Source organism: Nocardia sp. NPDC004573 (assembly GCF_053602135.1).
Genome location: NZ_JBSGDA010000006.1, coordinates 27,878 through 45,763, shown reverse-complemented (window position 1 = coordinate 45,763; position 17,886 = coordinate 27,878). Strand labels below are relative to the sequence as shown.

The window sequence follows — 17,886 nt, the reverse complement described above, 5'->3', positions numbered from 1 at the left end:
AGATTGCACCGACCCGGGTCACCCTGTCAAACGGTGGCCGGGACCGTGCGAGCGCTCAGGTGCAGACCAGCCACTTGCCGCCCGACCTGGTGAGATTCCAGGTCGACGTCGCCTCCCGGCCGCCCACCGTCGTGGTCACGGTCGCCTTCCCGCGGTCGCCGTCCACCATGGGGTTGTCGATTTTCGTGATCTCGACCGGCTTTCCGGTGCCGTCCTGGCCCGCCAGCGGCGAGCGGCTCGCGTCGAAATCCCGGCACGCGGTGCCGGGCGGCGGCACGGCGTCGCTGCGGTTGGCGCCGTCGACGAAGTTGCGTACGGCCGCCGCGATGCGGTCGGACTGTGTGACATTTTTCTCAGCGGGCGACAGCACACCGCCGAGCACGATCGCGATCAGCACGATGGCCGCCACCACCGCGGCCGCCACGAACGGGACCACCGAGCGCTTGTCGGTCTGATCGACGCGGACGATCTCGTCCTCCGGCTGCTGTTCGGTCATGACTCGATGATCCCTGGTCGGCGCCGGTATCCAGCGCGCGGCCCCTGGCTGCCACCGCGGCGGCAGGGCGGGCAGATCGCGTCGGCCGCGATAGGTCGCACCCGAGCGGGTAAGCCACGATCGTGGCTTTCGATGGCATCTGCCGAGTTCACGCACCGACGCGGGAGGGCATCGACCATCCCGATAGAATCGCGGGACGGCGGCCTGCTGTCATAGCGAATCGGCAGCTCTTCGCCGCGGCGAACGGAGCACCGTGCAGCTACGAGCCGGCATCGCCGGCGTCCGCACCGGACGGGTGCGAGAGAGCCGGTGCGTCAACTTAGCCTAAGCTAAGCCTGACGTCCTTAATTGTTTCGACCATAAAGGTGCGCGTAAAGAGATGACCGAACAGAGTGCAGCCCGCCCGCTCCGCATCGCGATCGTGGGCGCCGGACCGGCCGGGATCTACGCCGCCGACGCGTTGATGAAGTCGGACGCCGAGGTGAGCATCGACCTGTTCGAGCGCATGCCCGCCCCGTTCGGGCTGATCCGCTACGGCGTCGCGCCCGACCACCCGCGCATCAAGGGCATCATCACCGCCTTGCACAAGGTGCTGGACAAGCCGCAGGTGCGCCTGCTCGGCAACATCGACTACGGCACCGACATCACCCTCGACGACCTGCGGGCGTTCTACGACGCGGTGATCTTCTCCACCGGCGCCAACGCCGACCGCGCCCTGCCCATCCCCGGCATCGATCTGGACGGCTCCTTCGGCGCCGCCGACTTCGTCTCCTGGTACGACGGCCACCCCGACGTCCCCCGCACCTGGCCGCTGGACGCGGAGAAGGTCGCCGTGCTCGGCGTCGGCAACGTCGCCCTCGACGTGGCGCGCGTGCTGGCGAAGACCGGCGACGAACTGCTGCCCACGGAGATCCCGCCGAACGTCTACAAGGGTCTGAAGGCGAACAAGGCCGTCGAGGTCCACGTCTTCGGCCGCCGTGGCCCCGCGCAGGCCAAGTTCACCCCGCTGGAACTGCGCGAACTGGACCACTCGCCCACCATCGAGGTCATCGTCGATCCCGAGGACATCGACTACGACGAGGGCTCCGAGGCCGCGCGCCGCCATTCCAAGCAGGTCGACATGGTCGCCAACACCCTCGAGCAGTGGGCCATCCGCGACGCCGGCGACCGGCCGCACAAGCTGTTCCTGCACTTCTTCGAGTCCCCCGCCGAGGTGCTCGGCGAGAACGGCAAGGTCGTCGGACTGCGCACCGAGCGCACCCAGCTCGACGGCACCGGCAACGTCAAGGGCACCGGCGTGTTCAAGGACTGGGATGTGCAGGCGGTGTACCGCGCCGTCGGTTACCTGTCGCAGAACCTGACCAACCTGCCGTTCGACGACCAGGCGGGCACCGTGCCCAACGAGGCGGGCCGCGTGCTCGCCGACGAGAACGCCGACGGCGCCGCCCGCTACCTGCCCGCCACCTACGTCACCGGCTGGATCAAGCGCGGCCCGGTCGGCCTGATCGGCCACACCAAGGGCGACGCCAACGAGACCATCGCCTGCCTGCTGGACGACGCTCCGGGCTTCACCCCGGCCGAACGGCCCGAACCCGAGGCCGTCACCGAGTTCCTGGAAAGCAAGGGCATCCCGTTCACCACCTGGGCCGGCTGGTACCGCCTCGACGCGCACGAGCGCTCCCTCGGCGAACCCGAGGGCCGCGAGCGCGTCAAGGTCGTCGAGCGCGAGGACATGCTGCGCGCGAGCGAACCGCACAAGGTCTGATCACACCGCGGCGCCAGATTCCGCTGCCATCGCCACACCCCCGGTGTGGCAGCGGAAAATTCGACCCTGAGGCATTCTGTACAAGTGTTCGATGCCCACCTGCACATCTTCGACCCGCGGTTTCCGCTGGCCGAGAACGAGGGCTACCTGCCCGACCCGTTCACCATCGCCGATTACCGCAAGCGCATGTCGCGGTACGACGTCGCCGGCGGCGCGGTGGTCAGCGGGTCGTTCCAGGGAACGGACCAGAGCTACCTGAAGGCCGCGCTCACCGAGCTCGGCGCGGGCTGGGTCGGCGTCACCCGGCTCGACCTGGACGCCACCGACGAGGAGATCCTCGAACTCGACCGCATCGGTGTCCGCGCGCTGCGGTTCAACCTCAAGCGGGCGGCTACCGACATCACCGGGATGACGTTGCAGGCGCTGCGCGCGTACGACCTGGCGGGCTGGCACGTCGAGGTCTACATCGACGGCACGATGCTGGCGTCGCTGCAACCGGTCATCTCCAAGTTGCCCGCGCTGTCGGTCGACCACCTGGGCATGTCCGAGGAAGGGTTGCCGTTCCTGCTCGACCTCGTCGACCGTGGAGCCAAGGTCAAGGCGACCGGTTTCGGCCGGGTCGCGATGAACGTCGCCGACACGCTGCGCCGCATCCACGCGGTGAACCCCGAAGCGCTCATGTTCGGCACCGATCTGCCCGGCACCCGCGCCGGACGCCCGTTCCGGGACTCGGACGTCGATCTGCTCTGCGACGTGGTGGGCACCGACATGCACGCGGTGCTGGAGGACAACGCGCGCGCGTTCTACCGGCTGCCCGCCCGCGAACGCGTCGTCCGCGACGATCCAGCCCCCACCCTGCCGCTGTATCGCCCGGAACCGCCGACGCTGCGGCTGCGCCGCGACGAATTGCCGGAAAGCCAGGCGGGCGACACGATTCCGTTCCCCGCCATCGAGCGGTAGCGGTCAGACCGCGAAGACACCGGCGAGCCAGACGCCGGTAGCCAGCAGCGCGCCGAAGAGTTCGATCAGCATGGACAGCCCGACGCCCTTCAACGCGTGCACCGTCGCCTGCCACGCCTGCCGATTGGCGCGCAGCCGCTGGAGTTCCGAAAGGTACACGCCGAGAACGAAACCCAGGAACAGGCCGACCACCGGAATCACGAAGAACCCCACGACGCCGAGCACCGCGCCGAGGAACAGCGACCGATTCGACACCCCCGCGTCCTTCATCCTGCGGCCGGGCCAGGTGTATTTGACGACGCCGGAAATCACCAGCAGCAGTGCGCTGATCGCGAAAACCGTCCAGGCCGTGGCGCCTCCGGTCAGGAAAGCCCAGACGGCGATGGCCGCGAAGATCAGGATGACACCGGGCAGGATCGGCACCACGATCCCGACCAGTCCGACCAGAATCGCGAGGCCGGCGAGAAGGTTGTACCACCCCTGATCAGACAGCGCTTCCACACGTGCAGCCTAGAGCCGGGCACCGGCCAGGGCGAGCTGTAGCGGCGCGACGTTATTGTCATACTGTCAATACATCCCTCCCGGTCCCGTCCGGGAGGACGCACCGGCCACCGGTGCGCTGGATCAACGACGAACCGAGGTAGGGCGTGAGTACTCCATCCACCGCCGAGCAGGGCCCGCTCGCGGGCATCAAGGTCATCGAGTTGGCCGGCATCGGCCCCGGTCCGCACGCCGCGCTGCTGCTCGCCGATCTGGGCGCCGACGTGGTGCGGGTGCAGCGCGCGGGCCAGTTGCCCGGCGGTTTCGACCGTCCCCAGCTGCGCGGCCGGACCATCGTCGAGGCCAACCTCAAGGACCCCGCCGACATCGAGAAGGTGCTGGGCCTGATCGAGAAGGCGGACGTGCTGATCGAAGGCTTCCGCCCCGGCGTCACCGAGCGCATGGGTCTGGGTCCGGACGACGCGCTCGCTCGCAACCCGCGCCTGGTCTACGGACGGATGACCGGCTGGGGCCAGGAGGGCCCGCTGGCCGACCGCGCCGGTCACGACATCAACTACATCTCCATCACCGGCGTGCTGCACGCCATCGGCCGCAAGGGCGAACGCCCGGTTCCGCCGCTGAATATGGTGGGCGATTTCGGCGGCGGCTCGATGTTCCTGGTGTTCGGCATCCTCGCCGCGCTGGTCGAGCGGCAGCGGTCCGGCAAAGGCCAGGTGATCGACGCGGCGATGATCGATGGCGCGCTTGCCCTTTCGCACATGATCTGGGGCATGCGCGGCGTCGGCGCGTGGTCCGACGAGCGCGGCGTGAACCTGCTCGACACCGGCATGGCGTTCTACGACACCTACGAAACCTCCGACGGCAAATACATGGCGGTCGGCGCGATCGAACCGCAGTTCTACGCGCAACTGCTCGCCGGACTGGAGATCGACGCCGACGGCCTGCCCTTCCAGCTCGACCCCGCCGGGCAGGAAACTTTGAAAAAGCTGTTCGCCGAGCGTTTCCGGACCAAGACCCGGGACGAATGGGCCGAGATCTTCGCCGGCACCGACGCGTGCGTCTCTCCGGTGCTCACGTTCGACGAGGCGACGCGCAACGAGCACATCGCGGCTCGCGGCTCGTTGCTGAAGCTGGACGACATCACCCAGCACGCCCCCGCCCCGCGATTCTCCCGGACTCCGAACGGGATTCCGACCCCGCCGCCCAACACCGCGACCCCGATCGAGTCGGTCTGGGCCGACTGAGCACCTGTGGGGTGCCGTGGCGCAGCCGCCACGGCACCCCGTCGCTCCCTCGATGCCTTGCCGCGCACGATAATTGAAAGTTGCAACAGACCAACCGGTTCGACAGTGCCGCACCCGCCCTGCCATACTGTCCGCGAGCAGGCGGCTTTCGGAAATCGCGGACATTCCCGGACATCGTCCGGTCCGCTCCTTGACCGCTGCTCTAGTTGGAGGCCTCGGCGCCGTGCGAGCTTTCGTACGCCGCCCGAACACGAGGTGGGCCAGTCCCGAGGGGTGACCGGCCATTCGTGCCCGGCGGCGCTCGGAGGGGAGTGCCGCCGGCGGAGGCTCTCCCAACCGCACAGTGCCCCCCGCGCGGTGGCGAGATCGCCTCAGTAGCAGGTCAACGGCGTCAAAGGATCCGCGGCGCGGGGCGTCAGCGCCGCGTAGGCGGACGCGATGGCCTTGACCGCCAAACGCAATTCGGGCTCCCGGTGGGTGAACGGCAGCCGGATGAACCGTTCGAACGCGCCCTGCACGCCGAATCGAGGCCCGGCCGCGAGCAATACGCCATGGTTGGGCGCCGTGGCGGCCAGCGCCGTGGAGACCGAGGTCGGCAGCTGCGCCCACACCGACATGCCGCCCGCGCCGACGGTGACGCGCCAGTCCGGCAATTCTTCGGCGAGCGTGTCGAGCAGAGCGGCGCGCTGCGAACGCAACTGGTCCCGGCGGCGGTCGAGAATCGTCTCGGCGTGCTCGAGCAGGTGCACGGTGGCCAGCTGGTCCATGACCGGGGTGCCCAGGTCGACGGTGGATCGAATGCCGAGCAGCTTGGTGATCAGGGTTTGATTGGTCCGGATCCAGCCGACGCGCAGACCGCCCCAGAACGATTTCGAGGCCGAGCCGATGGTGACGATCTCGGAACCTTTGGCGAAGGCCGCGACCGGCGGCGGTGTGCGGTCCGCGTCGAGCCCGAGATCCGCCATGGACTCGTCGATCACGACGGTCATCCTGGTTTCCCGCGCGATGGCGGCCAGTTCGGCTCGGCCGTCGGCGTCGAGCAGCAGGCCGGTCGGGTTGTTGTAGTCGGGCACCAGGTAGGCCAGGCTCGCCGCGGTCTGCCGGGCGGCGCTGCGGATTCCGTCCAGGTCCCAGCCGCCCGCCGGGTCCTCCGGGCGCAGCGGCACCGGCACCGGCCGGGCGCCGACGTCGCGGATCGCCTCGATGGCGTTCGGATAGGTCGGATGGTCGATGAGCACCCGAGCGGCGGGCGCCGTGAGCACGTTCAACAGCAGCCGTAGGCCGTGCTGGGCGCCGAGGGTGACGAGGATCTGCTCGGGCTCGGTGGGCAGCCCACGCGCGGTGTAGCGGCGGGCGATCGCTTCACGCAGCGCCAGCACACCGACCGGGTCCATGCCGTGCGTGCCGAGGTAGGCGGGGATTCCCTCCAGGGCCGCCGAATACGCGTCCTGCATCTCCAGCGGGGCGGCCATCGCGGCATAGGTCATGTCGATGGTGGGCAACTCCGGCGAGCCCATCATCGCCAGGATGCTCCTGGCCGGTTTGACGCCGTCGTGCTGCACGTCCCGGGGCAGCGCCACCGTGCTGCGCGACCCTTGGCGGCTGATCAGGTAGCCGTGCTCGCGCAGCAGCGCGTAGGTGGAGGTGATGGTGGTCCGGCTGACCCCGAGGGTGGCGGCGAGATCGCGCTCGCTGGGCAAGGCGACGCCCAGCGGCGCGCGACCGTCGTGGATCAGCAACCGGATTCCTTCGGCGAGTGCCAGGTACGCCGGTCGGGCGGAGCGGCGACCGGCCGAATCCGGATCACCGTCGTGCGCGTGCCGCCAATGGCCCAGATCGCGGGCGAGACTGCCCGCGCCGATCACTCTTGTCGCCATACGGTCCAGTATCGACCGATTGGATATTTCTTGGCAAGGCCAGTGACGCGCACGCTGGCGGACATGACCGCCCTCGCCACCCTGCTCCTGGTCGCCGTCTTCGGCTACCTGATCCACCGCTTCGCGCCGAGACGCGACGAGCGCACCTTCCGTCTCGAACGCTTCCATCCGGGCACGCCGATGTCCGACCAGCCCCTCTCCTACTACGACCACCAGCGCAGATACTCCGATCTCGCCGCGATCCACGGTCGCCGCGACGCGTTGGACCCGGATTCGTCCAGCGGCGCGGAATCACGCCGGACCATCGCGCGGTCGCTCACTTCGACCCGTGGCCGAGCGCCGCGGAATGCCGCCGCGCCCGCACCAGGCCAGTGTGGCCGCAGTGCGCGTCCGGCGATGTGACCTGCGACCCCTCAACTCCCCGGCCAAGGACTCGACTACCGCCACCTAAGTCCAGTTCCGCAAAACTGGACTGGTCGGTGCGAATATGTCGGTCCCGCGGTGCAGACTTGGCTCATGAGTGACGCCCCGAGCCTCGCCGCCGATCGCCCGGCGATCGAGGCCACCGGTCCGGCAACGGAGCCCGTGGTCTCCGGCCATCCCGCGCTGTCCGGCCCGGTCGCGGCGACGCTGTTCGACACCGCGATCGGCTGCTGCGCGATCGCGTGGAGCGGCGCGGGAGTGATTCGATTCCAGCTCCCGGAAGCGAGCCCGGCGGCCACCCGAGCGCGCATCACGCGCGCCGGCGCGGGCGAGAAGCTCCCCGAGGGGCCACCCACCGGCGCCATCGCCGAGGCCATCGCGGGCATCCGTGCCCATCTCGCGGGGGAACTCGACGACCTGCGCTGGATCGCCGTGGACACCAGCGGGATCCCGGAGTTCCACCGCGCCGTCTACACCGTCACGCGCGCCATCGACCCCGGCCACACCCTCAGCTACGGGCAGGTCGCGCACCGGGTGGGCGCACCCGGCGCCGCCCAGGCGGTCGGACAGGCTCTGGGTCGCAACCCGATCCCGCTGATCATCCCGTGCCACCGCGTGCTCGCCGCCGACCACGCCCTGCACGGCTTCTCCGCCCCCGGCGGCATCGACACCAAGCAGCGCCTGCTGGCCATCGAGCGCACCCCGGGATTCGGCGAACCCACTTTGTTCTGAGCGATCACCAGCCCGAGTGGAGCACTCGGGTCTTGATGTCGTTGCGCCGGATCCGCTCCGATGAATTTGTGTAGCTCGCTTCGTCCCTACGAGCGAGACATCGGCAGCACCCGCCGATCCGGAACGAAAGTGAGCAGACCATGGAGACTGTGACATCGGCCGATGGCACCGTGATCGCGTTCGATCGGCACGTCGGCGGTGACAAGGGAGTCGTGATCCTGATCGGCGGCGCCTTCGGTTTCCGGAAGTTCCCCAAGATGGTCGAGTTGGCCGCGGCACTCGCCGAGCGGCACCAGTTGACCGTGCTCAACTACGACCGGCGTGGCCGCGGCGACAGCATGGATTCGCCCGGCGTCTACGACGTCGACCGCGAGATCGATGACATCGCCGCTGTGGTCGAGGCCGCGGGCGGTACGGCGGCGTTGTTCGGCTGGTCCTCGGGCGCCGCGCTCGCGCTACGAGCCGCCCAGTCCGGCCGAGTGCAGGGCATCACGAAGATCGTCGCCTTCGAGCCGCCTTTCGTGGTCGATCGGGAGGGGTTCGTGCCGAAGGCCGGCCTGGAAGCGCGGCTGCACGAACTGATCGCCGCGGATTCTCGCGGCGACACCGTTCGGTTCTACATGACCGAAGCCATGGGAATGCCGCGTGTGATGACCGCGGTCATGCGATTCACCCCCTTCTGGAAAGGCTTGTGCGCCACGGCTCCCTCCACCGCCCACGACTGGGCCGTGATGCGCGACTTCATGCGCGGCGAGCCGCTGCGGCCCGAGGACTGGTCCGGAGTCGGCGTTCCCACGCTGGTCATCGCAGGTGGCAAATCCGACGCGCTACTCAGGAAGGGAGCCCGCGCCGCCGCCGCGGTACTTCCCGACGCCGCTTTCCGCGAGATTCCCCGGCTCAGCCACAATCCGAACATCGGGCTACTGGCCCCTGTCGCCGGTTCGTTCCTCACCGGCGCCGAGCAACCCGCCGGGTAGTACGCGGCTCAGTCGATGGGATGCGTGCGGAAGAACTCGCACGGATCCCCGGTGATGTAGCCGTCCGCGCAGCCGAAGTAGGTCTGGATGCAGGCGTTCGTCGAGCAGCCCAGTTCGATCAGCTTCTGCCGGATCCGGGCGCTGCGCTCCTGGGGCGTCTCGGTCTTCGGCGAGACGGTCGCCGAGGGACGCGCCGAACTGGTGACCGGTTGCGGCTGCCCGTCCGAGCACCCGGCGGCCAGGACCACTCCGGCTGCCAGGGCGCAGATCAGCGCGGCCGAACGCGAAGTCATCCCCGGGTCCCGGACTCGCCGCGCATCAGCGCTCCGAGGGACTCGCGATCGGTGACGTCCATCTTGATGCAGGCCCGGTAGAGGTGTCCCTCCACGGTGCGCACCGAGACCGTGAGCCGGTCGGCGATCTGCCGGTTGGTCAGGCCGGCGGCGACGAGATTCGCGATCTCGCGTTCCCGCGCGGTCAACGGGAGGGGCTGGGCGGCCTGCCGCAGCGCCGGGGTGCTCGCTCCGCCGCAGGCGGCGGCGAGCCGGTTGGCCGTGGCGGCGGACTCCAGCAAGCGGCGCCGATCCCCGCTCCGCTCGTGTGCCGACGCGGCCTGCGCCGCGGCGTCGGCGGCCGACAGCAGCACCCCGAGTCGCTCGAATTCGGCTGCGGCGGCGTCCAGCGCGGGTCCGTCGTGGGCGACGAGCGCCACCGCGTGCCGCGCCTGCGCCTGCACCAGCCGCCCTTCCACCCGCTCGGCCAGCTCCACCAGTCGTCCGGAGACGGAATGGTCGCCGAAGCGGGCCGCGGTGTGCAGTGCCATGGACTCGATCGCGTGCTGATGGGAGCGTGCGGCCGCGTCGGCGGCGCCCACCGCGATCCGGATGGCCGGAGTCACGGTTCCTTCGGCGGCGGCCAGCCAGGCGCGCGCCACTTCCAGCTGCGGTTCGTACACCGCGCTGTGCCTGCCGCCCCGCGCGGTGGCGTGCGCGATCGACTCGGCGGCCTCGGCGGCGCGGCCGAGTGCCGAATACGCCTCCGCCAAACGGATTCTGGCGGGGAACATCCAGGCGGCCGCACCTTCCGCGGCCAGTGCGGCCAGCGCCTGTTCCAGATTCTCGATGCCGTCCAGGAACCGGCCCTGCGCCACGTCGACGGTGCCTTGCAGGATCTTCGACATGCCCCAGGCCAGATACTGGCCCGGCGAGGAGTAGCCGACGAACGCCCCGGCGCAGCGCCGGGCGGCCTCCAGATCGCCCGCGAAGGTCAGGGCGAGCACCTCGGCGTGCGTGGACATGAAGCGGTTGAGCCCGTCGATGTGCTGTTCCACCTCGTGCCCGCGCGCCGCGTACTGCCTGGCCGCCGCGCTCTTGCCCAGCAACGCCGACGCCAAGCTACCGCCGAACGCCGCCCACCACACCGCCCACGGTGGCGCGCCGTCGGCGGACATCACCGCCTCGGCCTCGGCGATCGCGTCGTCGACCCGGTTCTCGTTGACCAGGCTCGCGGACGCCAGACCGGTGAAGATGGCCGCGATCTTCGGATGCCGCACCTTCCCGCGCACGAGCTTCAAGACCTCGTCGGCGCGATCGGCGTCGCCCATGGCCCACAACAGGTTCGCCACCCGGGTGCTGCCCCAGCGCGCCAGCTGCACCTCGTCGAGCTGGTCGGGGTCGAAGCTGGCCAGGGTGCGCTCGGCCTCGATCCGATGCCCCTGCCACAGCAGCGCGCGCGCCAGCAGGTCGGCGGCCTCCACGCCGCCGCGCCGTTCCACGGCGGCGCGGGCGAAACGCTCGCCCAGCGGCAGATTCGCCAATCCGATCGCGTCGGCCGCGGCCGCCTCGAACAATTCCAGATCCGCGGATTTGTCACTGTCGAGCGCCAATTCGGCCAGCCGGATGCGGTCGGCGGCCGAATTTATCCGGCGCTCCTTCAGCGACGAATACAACCTGCCGCGCAGCCGTCGCGCCGAGGCGATGCCCAGCCTGCGCCGGATCACCTCACCGAACAGCGGGTGGTTGTATCGCACGATCAGATCTCGGGAATTCTCCACGACCCGGATCACACCGCGCGTTTCGGCGGCTTCCACCGCGTCCTCACCCGCCAATTCGGCCAAAACGTCCAGATCGATCGGCTCACAGAAGGTCAGCAGTTCCAGTACCCGCAGCACCGGCTCGGGCAGCTGCTCGACCCGGTCCTCCAGGAGGGCGGCCAGCTCCGAGGTCACCGCCGCGCGCCCGCGCAGCTGCCATACGCCGTTGACCTGGCGCAGCGTGCCCGCCTCCAGCGCGCCCTCGACCAAATGCCGTAGGAACAGCGCGTTTCCGGCGGAGGACTCCCACATCAGATTGGCGGTGAACCCCTCGAGCTGCCCGCCGAGCATGGATTCCACCAGCTCCACACTCTGGCGCTGGGTGAACGGGCGCAGGTCGATCCGGGTCAGGTGGCCGTCTTTCCACAGTGAGGTGACCGCGTCCGGCACCGGTACTCCGCTGCGCACGGTCACCACGATGTGCGCGGCTTTGTCGATCGCCAGCTGCAGCAGCAATGTGGCGGAGAGCTGGTCGAGCAGATGCGCGTCGTCCACGCCGATCACCGTGTCGCCGTCGGCGAGCAACGCCTCACGCGCCGCCGACATGAAGGTGACCGGATCGTGCGCCGTATAGACGCCGACCATGTGCGCGAACACCCCCAGGGGAATACTGCGCGCCGACTCGGTGCCCGCCACCCAGCGGACGTTGCCGCCGATCGCGGAGGTGGCGTGCCGCGCCAGGGTGGTCTTACCGACCCCCGCGTCGCCGGTCAGCACCACGCCGACGTGCTCTGGACCGGTCAGCGCCGCGCGGATCGCCTCGAATTCGCTCTCGCGCTCGATCATCGGCCAGTTCCGAGCCATGCTCTAACTGTAGTTCTTCACCGATCATGATCGAAGCCGAGCGAGCACGATAGATGTGGCCAATTTTCGGTGATATTGCCGAATTTCGCTGGCCCACGCAGAATACGAACAGGTTCTAGCCGAGTACGTCGTGCCGGACGATGGTCTGATCACGCCCCGGACCCACGCCGATGCAGGAAATACGGGCGCCGGAGAGCTCCTCCAAACGCAACACGTACGCCTGGGCGTTGGCGGGCAGCTCCTCGAAGGTGCGCGCGCCGGAGATGTCCTCCCACCAACCGGGCATTTGCTCGAAAATGGGCTTCGCGTGATGGAATTCGGTCTGCGTGGTCGGCATCTGCTCGACCCGCTCGCCGTCGACCTCGTAGGCCACGCAGATCGGCACCGTCTCCAGACTGGATAGAACGTCCAGTTTGGTGAGGAAGTAGTCGGTGATGCCGTTGACCCGGGTCGCGTAGCGGGCGATCACGGCGTCGAACCAGCCGCAGCGGCGGGCGCGACCGGTGGTGACGCCGACCTCGCCGCCGGTTTTGGCCAGGTAGGCGCCGAACTCGTCGAACAGCTCGGTCGGGAACGGGCCGGAGCCGACCCGGGTGGTGTAGCACTTCAGGATGCCGAGCACCGTGTTGATCCGGTTGGGGCCGATGCCCGCGCCGACCGCCGCGCCGCCCGAGGTCGGGTTCGACGACGTGACGTACGGGTAGGTGCCGTGGTCGACGTCCAGCAGCGTGCCCTGCGAACCCTCCAGCAGCACCGTCTCACCGCGCTCGAGCGCCAGGTTCAGCTTCAGCCGGGTGTCGGCGATCCGGTGCTTGAAGCTGTCGGCCTGGGTGAGGACCTCGTCGACCACCTGCTGCGGGTCCAGCGCGCGGCGGTTGTAGATCTTGACCAGCACCTGGTTCTTGAACTCCAGCGCCGCCTCGACCTTCTGGGTGAGGATCTTCTCGTCCAGCACGTCCGCGACGCGCACGCCGACGCGGGCGACCTTGTCCTGGTAGCACGGGCCGATGCCCCGGCCCGTGGTGCCGATCTTCTTGTTGCCGAGGAAGCGCTCGGTGACCTTATCGATGGCCACGTGGTACGGCATGATCAAGTGCGCGTCGGCGGAGAGCAACAGTCCGGTCGTGTCGACGCCGCGCTCCTCCAGGCCCGCCAGTTCGGCGAGCAGCACGCCGGGATCCACCACGACGCCGTTGCCGATGACGTTCGTCACGCCGGGGGTCAGGATGCCGGAGGGGATCAGATGCAACGCGAAATTGTCACCGTTGGGCAACACGACGGTGTGACCGGCGTTGTTGCCGCCTTGGTAACGGACCACCCAGTTCACCCGACCGCCGAGCAGATCGGTTGCTTTGCCCTTCCCCTCGTCGCCCCACTGGGCGCCGATCAGGACGATTGCCGGCATGGTCGTGTCTCCTACGGTTCGACAGGCAACACTGGTGTGTTGCAGCTACCTGCCGTACTGAGGCGGTGGCCGGAAGCACAGTCTAGCCGACCTGTCCGGAGCGGCATCGCAGCGGATCTCGTCGTAGGCTCGACAACCGTGTGGTCGCGGCCGGGCAGGGCTATGGTTGCACGGCACGCCGAGCGGCAGCCCGGTGCGCGCGGACGAGCCGCAGCGGTTCGGCCGCGATGGCGAGGGGCCCGACGGTGTCGGCTCGAACCGAGGAGGGTGTACGGCAGCTTGAGTACCCATGTTCTCCGCTGCGACGGCGCACCCGTACCCATCGCGCTCGCAGCACTGCCGACCACCCAGACGGCCGCCATCCCCGATCCCGCCGTGATCGACGAGTTGCTTCCCGTGCTGGCCGCCGACAGCCTGCCCCGGCTGATCGTGCTGGGTGAGGACGTGGCGCTGGCCGCGGTGCTCACCCATCTGATGCGCACCGAACGCCTGCACGTGGAGATCGGCTACGTGCCGGTCGAGCGGACCTACGCGTCGCGCGCCTACCAGACCGGCACCGGCAACGCCGCCGCCAAGCGCGCCATCGGAGGCCGCGCCGTGGAGACGCCGCTGGTGCGCGACGACACCGGCAAGGTGCTCGCGGGGCGCGCGGTGATCACCGGCGTCGGCGGCGAGAAGTTGGATGGCGAGGCGTACGTCGACGACACCCTGCTGTTCTCCGGGCGGGTGACGGCCATGCTCGTCTCGCCGTGCCTGGAACCGCCCGGCGTGCGGGCGAGCGTGCGCAAAGGCTTCCGCAAGCGGCGCTGGCTGGAGGGACGAGCGGCGCAGCTGGGCACGCCCGGCGCGATCGTCACCCGGGACGGCGTCCAGGCCGATCGGCCGGTGCCGCGCTCGAGCTTCTACCGCCATCACGAACCGTGGCTGCTCGTGCGATGAGCGTTCCGATCCATCGCAGGTCGCGCGCGGTGCGGCCGAGCCCGGTGTTCCTGCTCGTGATCGCCCTGACCGCGGTGGGCGGCGCGCTGGCCTGGGACGCACCACTGGACTCGACCAGGGCCAAGGCCGGGGTGTTCGTCTTCGTGGTGGCGGGCTGGGTGGTGTCGCTGTGCCTGCACGAGTTCGCGCACGCCTACACGGCGTGGCGCGCGGGCGATCGCGAAGTCGAGTTGCGCGGTTACCTGACGCTCAACCCGCTGAAGTACAGCCATCCCTTGCTGTCGATCGTGTTGCCGATGGTGTTCATCGCGCTCGGCGGGATCGGTCTGCCGGGCGGGGCGGTCTACGTGCACACGCACAATGTCGCGCCGCGTACGCAGCGGATCATCAGCGGGGCCGGCCCCGCTGTGAACGCGCTGTGCGCGGTGCTGCTTCTGCTGACCGTCCGTGTTCTCGGCAGTTCCAGCGCTCATCCCGCGTTCTGGTTCGGCGTGAGTTTCCTTGCGTTCCTGCAGATCACCGCGACGCTGCTGAACCTCATCCCGCTGCCGGGACTGGACGGCTACGGCATCGTCGAGCCGTCCCTGAGCTACCAGACCAGACGCTCGCTGGATCAGTTCAAGCCGTTCGGCATGCTGATCCTGTTCGCGCTGCTGTTCACCCCGGCGATCAACGAAGTGTTCTTCGACGCGGTGTACGCGCTGTTCGAACTGTCCGGCGTGCCGTCGAGTTGGTCGCGCTACGGCGGCTACCTGACTCGGTTCTGGACCTGACCCCGGCTACGGCCGATGACCTGCCGGGGGCGCGAGGCCGCCCGGCCGGATCGGCCGGGCGGCCCCGCTTCTTCGCCCGCTTCGGATCCGCCCTCCCCCTCGGCCACCACATCCCCTGACCGAGGGTCCTTTTCGTCCACGTGCGAAGCAGTCGACCGCGATACCCCGCGACTCGCGGTCACATGACAAACCTATGGCGGAAGACCGCCCGGAACGCGAGTAGCGCACTACCCGAAGATCGAAATCTCGACTCGCCGCGCCGGACGCGGACCACGTGCCCGGCACGGATGTCCGAATACCGCTGAGTAGTAAGGGTTCAGACCTGGGGCTGCACGTAGGGGTTCTTGACCGTCGGCGGCAGCAGGGCAATCGCCGAGATACGTTGCACCCCGCACACCTGCATCAGATCTACCAGCGTCGAACGCACCTGCGCGAAGACGACATGCGCCGAAAGCCCCGCGCCGGCTACCAGTTCCGGGCGCGCGCCCTTGGCGACCGAGCGCAGTACGCGGGCGGCCTCGGCCCGGTCGGGCTGCTCACCCGGATCGGCCAGCATCATCCGGCGCACCACGTCCACCGCTTGGCCGAGGCGCTCCACCTCGTCGATCAGACCGGGATCGAGGATCTCGTCGTCCCGCACCAGAGTCAGCGAGCGCCGCAACAGGACTCGGGTGTTGCGGATGGCGTTGTCCAGCGGGTCGGCCGTGGCCCTGATGCGTTCCAGACGCGGACGGGAGTTCCAGTACAGCGGCGATATCCGGCTGATCTCGCGGCCGCCCTCCAGCGTGGCGCGCAAGGAGTCGATCTGCGGCTGGGTAGCGCGCATCGCGGTGAGCGCGTGGTGCAGCTTCTCCGGATCCTGCTCGAGCAGTCCGTCGGCGCACTCGGTGATGGACTTCCCCATCACGCCGAGGATGTCCGCGGCCAGCGTCCGCGCTCTGCGCACGGGATGCAGGGGAATCGCGGCGACCACGACCACGCCGACCAGACCGCCCACCAAGGCGTCGATCATGCGGGAGAGCCCGCCGCCCGCCGAGGGCGGCAGCAACGTCGCGACCAGCACGGCGGAACCGGCCGCCTGCACGGTGATCACCGAACCGCCGTCCAGGAACACCGCCGCGGCCATCGCGACCGCGACCACCAGCGCGATCTGCCATACGCCGGTGCCCGCGCGGGAGATGAACAGATCGCCGATGCCGATGCCCACCGCGACCCCGACCACCAGTTCCACCGAGCGACGCAGCCGCGCGCCGAAGGAGATGCCCATCGACACCACGGCGGCCGTAGGCGCGAAGAACGGCAGTGCGTGACCGATGACGTGATGGGCGAGGAACCAGGCCAGCGCGGCGCCGACCGAACACTGGATGATCGGCAGCATCGACCGGCGCAGCCGCGCCCACGACGTGCGCAACCTCGCCATGCTGTTGGCACGGGTCACGCTGATCCGGGACATCGGATCGAACGCACCCCTCACCCGGATGCCGTTGCTCATCGAGTCGCTACGCGGTGCACCGATCACTACGACTCAGTCGAGGCCGAGCTCCGCGGCCGCCCGGGGGTCGCAGTCTTCCAGCAGGTCGAGGCAGCGGGCGTACTCGTCGGTCTCGCCGATCGCCTTGGCGGCGCGGGCCAGCGCGCCGACGCTGCGCAGGAAGCCGCGATTGGGCTCGTGGCTCCACGGCACGGGACCGAAGCCTTTCCAGCCATTGCGGCGCAGCAGGTCCAGGCCGCGGTGGTAGCCGGTGCGGGCGAACGCGTACGCGGCGAGGATGTCGTGGTTGATCGCCTCGTCCTGGGCTTCGCCGCGGGTCAGCGCCGCCTCGGCGAGATACGCCCAGGCGATCGAGGCGGCGGGGTGCTCCGCCGCGACCCGCACCGGATCGACGTTGTCGAGGAGCGCGTCCTCGGCGTCGGAGATTTCGGGTAGCAGTACCGGCTGCGGGCCGAGCAGGTCACCGAACGAGGTCATGCGGTTCATTCTGCACCGAGCGACGGGTTGCTCGACAGGCGGCTGCACTGGTGCGCCGTCCCGCCGCCGCCGTGCACGCGAGCGGCTCGGAGTCCATTCGGATCGACGTGGAGTGATGCCGGACTTCGCCGGGCGCCGACCATTAGGCTTGCCGTCGAGTTCAAACAGTTCCGCTTTGACGAGGGGTGTGCGTGTCCGACCCGAACGACGAGAAGAATCCGGCGCCCGACAGCGCCGAACCGGCCGACGCCGCCCGGGCCGACGCACGCCCCGGCGCTGCCACGGAACGCATCCCGGCCCCCGGCAAGGACGGCCCGGCGGCGTCTGCCGCGCCCACCGAACGCATCGCCAAAGCGCAGCGGCCGACGACCGCGCCGTCGGGCACCGGCGATTCCGCCTCGGGTACGGCCGCGTCGGCGGCGCCCCCGAAGGCGGAGGCGGCCAGCCGCGGTCCGGCTCCCGCCGCGCCGCGCGCCGAAGGTGTGAAACAAGCGCCCACCAGCTCAGGCAACGGTTCGGCCTCGTCCGAAGGCCCCGGCGCACCGGCGAATACGGCGGGTGCGAAACCGGCGAACGGCCCCGCGAGCACGACGAACTCACCCGCCTCCGCACCGGCGGCAGGCGCCGCGAAGAGCGCGAACTCCCCGCAGCCCGGCGCAAACCCCACACCCCCGGACAACCGCACGAGCCCCGCAGCCCGGCCCGCTCCCGCGAACCCTCCGACAGGCACCGCGAAGAGCGCGAACCCCGCGCAGCCCGGCGCAAACCCTCCGGGCACCGCGAAGAGCGGGAACCCCGCGCAGCCCTCCCCGCAACCCGGCGCGAACCCTCCAGGCACCGCGAAGAGCGGGAACCCCGCGCAGCCCTCCCCGCAACCCGGCGCGAACCCTCCAGGCACCGCGAAGAGCGGGAACTCCGGGCAGCCCTCC

16 protein-coding genes and 1 pseudogene are annotated in these 17,886 nt (G+C 69.6%); 8 read left to right on the top strand and 9 right to left on the bottom strand.

Annotation, left to right across the window (positions count from 1 at the left end):
* Window positions 1–55: 55 nt before the first annotated feature.
* Complete coding sequence (locus ACWEKR_RS11670) at window positions 56–496, bottom strand: Rv0361 family membrane protein (protein WP_452354446.1); 441 nt, start codon at window positions 494–496, stop codon at window positions 56–58.
* Window positions 497–875: 379 nt separating this feature from the next.
* Here ACWEKR_RS11670 and ACWEKR_RS11665 point away from each other — a divergent pair, with 379 nt between their 5' ends.
* Window positions 876–2,261 carry an FAD-dependent oxidoreductase gene (locus ACWEKR_RS11665; RefSeq protein ID WP_195084316.1) on the top strand — a complete coding sequence of 462 codons (1,386 nt, stop codon included), beginning with the start codon at window positions 876–878 and terminating at the stop codon, window positions 2,259–2,261.
* Window positions 2,262–2,345: 84 nt separating this feature from the next.
* Window positions 2,346–3,221 (top strand): amidohydrolase family protein, encoded by an 876-nt coding sequence (locus ACWEKR_RS11660; protein WP_452354445.1) that lies wholly within the window; start codon window positions 2,346–2,348, stop codon window positions 3,219–3,221.
* A gap of 3 nt (window positions 3,222–3,224) precedes the next feature.
* Here the strand turns inward: ACWEKR_RS11660 and ACWEKR_RS11655 are convergent, their stop codons facing one another.
* Window positions 3,225–3,722, bottom strand: a complete 498-nt coding sequence (locus tag ACWEKR_RS11655) for a DUF456 domain-containing protein (RefSeq protein ID WP_324198064.1) — start codon at window positions 3,720–3,722, stop codon at window positions 3,225–3,227.
* 146 nt (window positions 3,723–3,868) lie between these two features.
* On the opposite strand from ACWEKR_RS11655, the gene ACWEKR_RS11650 reads away from it, so the two are divergent.
* Window positions 3,869–4,966: a CaiB/BaiF CoA transferase family protein gene (locus ACWEKR_RS11650; protein WP_452354444.1), complete on the top strand. Its 1,098-nt coding sequence runs from the start codon at window positions 3,869–3,871 to the stop codon at window positions 4,964–4,966.
* Between the two features lie 371 nt (window positions 4,967–5,337).
* Here ACWEKR_RS11650 and yczR read toward each other — a convergent pair whose 3' ends face one another.
* Window positions 5,338–6,843 carry a MocR-like transcription factor YczR gene (yczR, locus tag ACWEKR_RS11645; protein WP_452354443.1) on the bottom strand — a complete coding sequence of 502 codons (1,506 nt, stop codon included), beginning with the start codon at window positions 6,841–6,843 and terminating at the stop codon, window positions 5,338–5,340.
* A gap of 30 nt (window positions 6,844–6,873) precedes the next feature.
* Between yczR and ACWEKR_RS11640 the strand changes: the two genes are divergently transcribed.
* The 3 genes from ACWEKR_RS11640 to ACWEKR_RS11630 all read left to right on the top strand — a co-directional run bounded on the left by ACWEKR_RS11640 (window position 6,874) and on the right by ACWEKR_RS11630 (window position 8,975).
* Window positions 6,874–7,245 (top strand): hypothetical protein, encoded by a 372-nt coding sequence (locus ACWEKR_RS11640; protein ID WP_452354442.1) that lies wholly within the window; start codon window positions 6,874–6,876, stop codon window positions 7,243–7,245.
* Window positions 7,246–7,359: 114 nt separating this feature from the next.
* Window positions 7,360–7,998 carry a methylated-DNA--[protein]-cysteine S-methyltransferase gene (locus ACWEKR_RS11635; protein ID WP_452354441.1) on the top strand — a complete coding sequence of 213 codons (639 nt, stop codon included), beginning with the start codon at window positions 7,360–7,362 and terminating at the stop codon, window positions 7,996–7,998.
* A gap of 140 nt (window positions 7,999–8,138) precedes the next feature.
* On the top strand, window positions 8,139–8,975 hold the full coding sequence (locus tag ACWEKR_RS11630; RefSeq protein ID WP_452354440.1) for an alpha/beta fold hydrolase: 837 nt from the start codon (window positions 8,139–8,141) through the stop codon (window positions 8,973–8,975).
* A gap of 8 nt (window positions 8,976–8,983) precedes the next feature.
* On the opposite strand, the gene ACWEKR_RS11625 is transcribed toward ACWEKR_RS11630, so the two are convergent.
* From ACWEKR_RS11625 to ACWEKR_RS11615, 3 genes are all read right to left on the bottom strand, one after another.
* A complete protein-coding gene (locus tag ACWEKR_RS11625; protein WP_195084323.1) occupies window positions 8,984–9,268 on the bottom strand; it encodes a hypothetical protein in 285 nt (94 codons plus the stop codon).
* The gene (locus tag ACWEKR_RS11620; protein WP_452354439.1) at window positions 9,265–11,871 is read right to left on the bottom strand and encodes a LuxR C-terminal-related transcriptional regulator; all 2,607 of its coding nucleotides are present in this window, start codon (window positions 11,869–11,871) and stop codon (window positions 9,265–9,267) included. Before ACWEKR_RS11620 ends, ACWEKR_RS11625 begins: the two co-directional genes overlap by 4 nt.
* A gap of 115 nt (window positions 11,872–11,986) precedes the next feature.
* On the bottom strand, window positions 11,987–13,276 hold the full coding sequence (locus ACWEKR_RS11615) for an adenylosuccinate synthase (RefSeq protein ID WP_159849425.1): 1,290 nt from the start codon (window positions 13,274–13,276) through the stop codon (window positions 11,987–11,989).
* A gap of 279 nt (window positions 13,277–13,555) precedes the next feature.
* Between ACWEKR_RS11615 and ACWEKR_RS11610 the strand changes: the two genes are divergently transcribed.
* Window positions 13,556–14,215 (top strand): hypothetical protein, encoded by a 660-nt coding sequence (locus ACWEKR_RS11610; protein ID WP_452354438.1) that lies wholly within the window; start codon window positions 13,556–13,558, stop codon window positions 14,213–14,215.
* Window positions 14,212–14,988, top strand: a complete 777-nt coding sequence (locus tag ACWEKR_RS11605; RefSeq protein ID WP_195084327.1) for a site-2 protease family protein — start codon at window positions 14,212–14,214, stop codon at window positions 14,986–14,988. The genes ACWEKR_RS11610 and ACWEKR_RS11605 overlap by 4 nt, the downstream gene beginning before the upstream one ends.
* 316 nt (window positions 14,989–15,304) lie before the next feature.
* Here the strand turns inward: ACWEKR_RS11605 and ACWEKR_RS11600 are convergent, their stop codons facing one another.
* The 3 genes and pseudogenes from ACWEKR_RS11600 to ACWEKR_RS11590 all read right to left on the bottom strand — a co-directional run.
* Window positions 15,305–16,441 carry an FUSC family protein gene (locus tag ACWEKR_RS11600; RefSeq protein WP_452354682.1) on the bottom strand — a complete coding sequence of 379 codons (1,137 nt, stop codon included), beginning with the start codon at window positions 16,439–16,441 and terminating at the stop codon, window positions 15,305–15,307.
* Window positions 16,442–16,513: 72 nt separating this feature from the next.
* Window positions 16,514–16,957 (bottom strand): DUF3151 domain-containing protein, encoded by a 444-nt coding sequence (locus ACWEKR_RS11595; protein WP_159849431.1) that lies wholly within the window; start codon window positions 16,955–16,957, stop codon window positions 16,514–16,516.
* A gap of 160 nt (window positions 16,958–17,117) precedes the next feature.
* Window positions 17,118–17,886, bottom strand: a pseudogene (locus ACWEKR_RS11590) (hypothetical protein); the annotation flags it as partial.

Bases quoted from the DNA above. Each gene is read 5' to 3' on its own strand.
- ACWEKR_RS11670 (WP_452354446.1), bottom strand. From the start codon at position 496: ATGACCGAACAGCAGCCGGAGGACGAGATCGTCCGCGTCGATCAGACC.
- ACWEKR_RS11665 (WP_195084316.1), top strand. From the start codon at position 876: ATGACCGAACAGAGTGCAGCCCGCCCGCTCCGCATCGCGATCGTGGGC.
- yczR (WP_452354443.1), bottom strand. From the start codon at position 6,843: ATGGCGACAAGAGTGATCGGCGCGGGCAGTCTCGCCCGCGATCTGGGC.
- ACWEKR_RS11635 (WP_452354441.1), top strand. From the start codon at position 7,360: ATGAGTGACGCCCCGAGCCTCGCCGCCGATCGCCCGGCGATCGAGGCC.
- ACWEKR_RS11630 (WP_452354440.1), top strand. From the start codon at position 8,139: ATGGAGACTGTGACATCGGCCGATGGCACCGTGATCGCGTTCGATCGG.
- ACWEKR_RS11625 (WP_195084323.1), bottom strand. From the start codon at position 9,268: ATGACTTCGCGTTCGGCCGCGCTGATCTGCGCCCTGGCAGCCGGAGTG.
- ACWEKR_RS11620 (WP_452354439.1), bottom strand. From the start codon at position 11,871: ATGGCTCGGAACTGGCCGATGATCGAGCGCGAGAGCGAATTCGAGGCG.
- ACWEKR_RS11615 (WP_159849425.1), bottom strand. From the start codon at position 13,276: ATGCCGGCAATCGTCCTGATCGGCGCCCAGTGGGGCGACGAGGGGAAG.
- ACWEKR_RS11605 (WP_195084327.1), top strand. From the start codon at position 14,212: ATGAGCGTTCCGATCCATCGCAGGTCGCGCGCGGTGCGGCCGAGCCCG.
- ACWEKR_RS11600 (WP_452354682.1), bottom strand. From the start codon at position 16,441: ATGTCCCGGATCAGCGTGACCCGTGCCAACAGCATGGCGAGGTTGCGC.
- ACWEKR_RS11595 (WP_159849431.1), bottom strand. From the start codon at position 16,957: ATGACCTCGTTCGGTGACCTGCTCGGCCCGCAGCCGGTACTGCTACCC.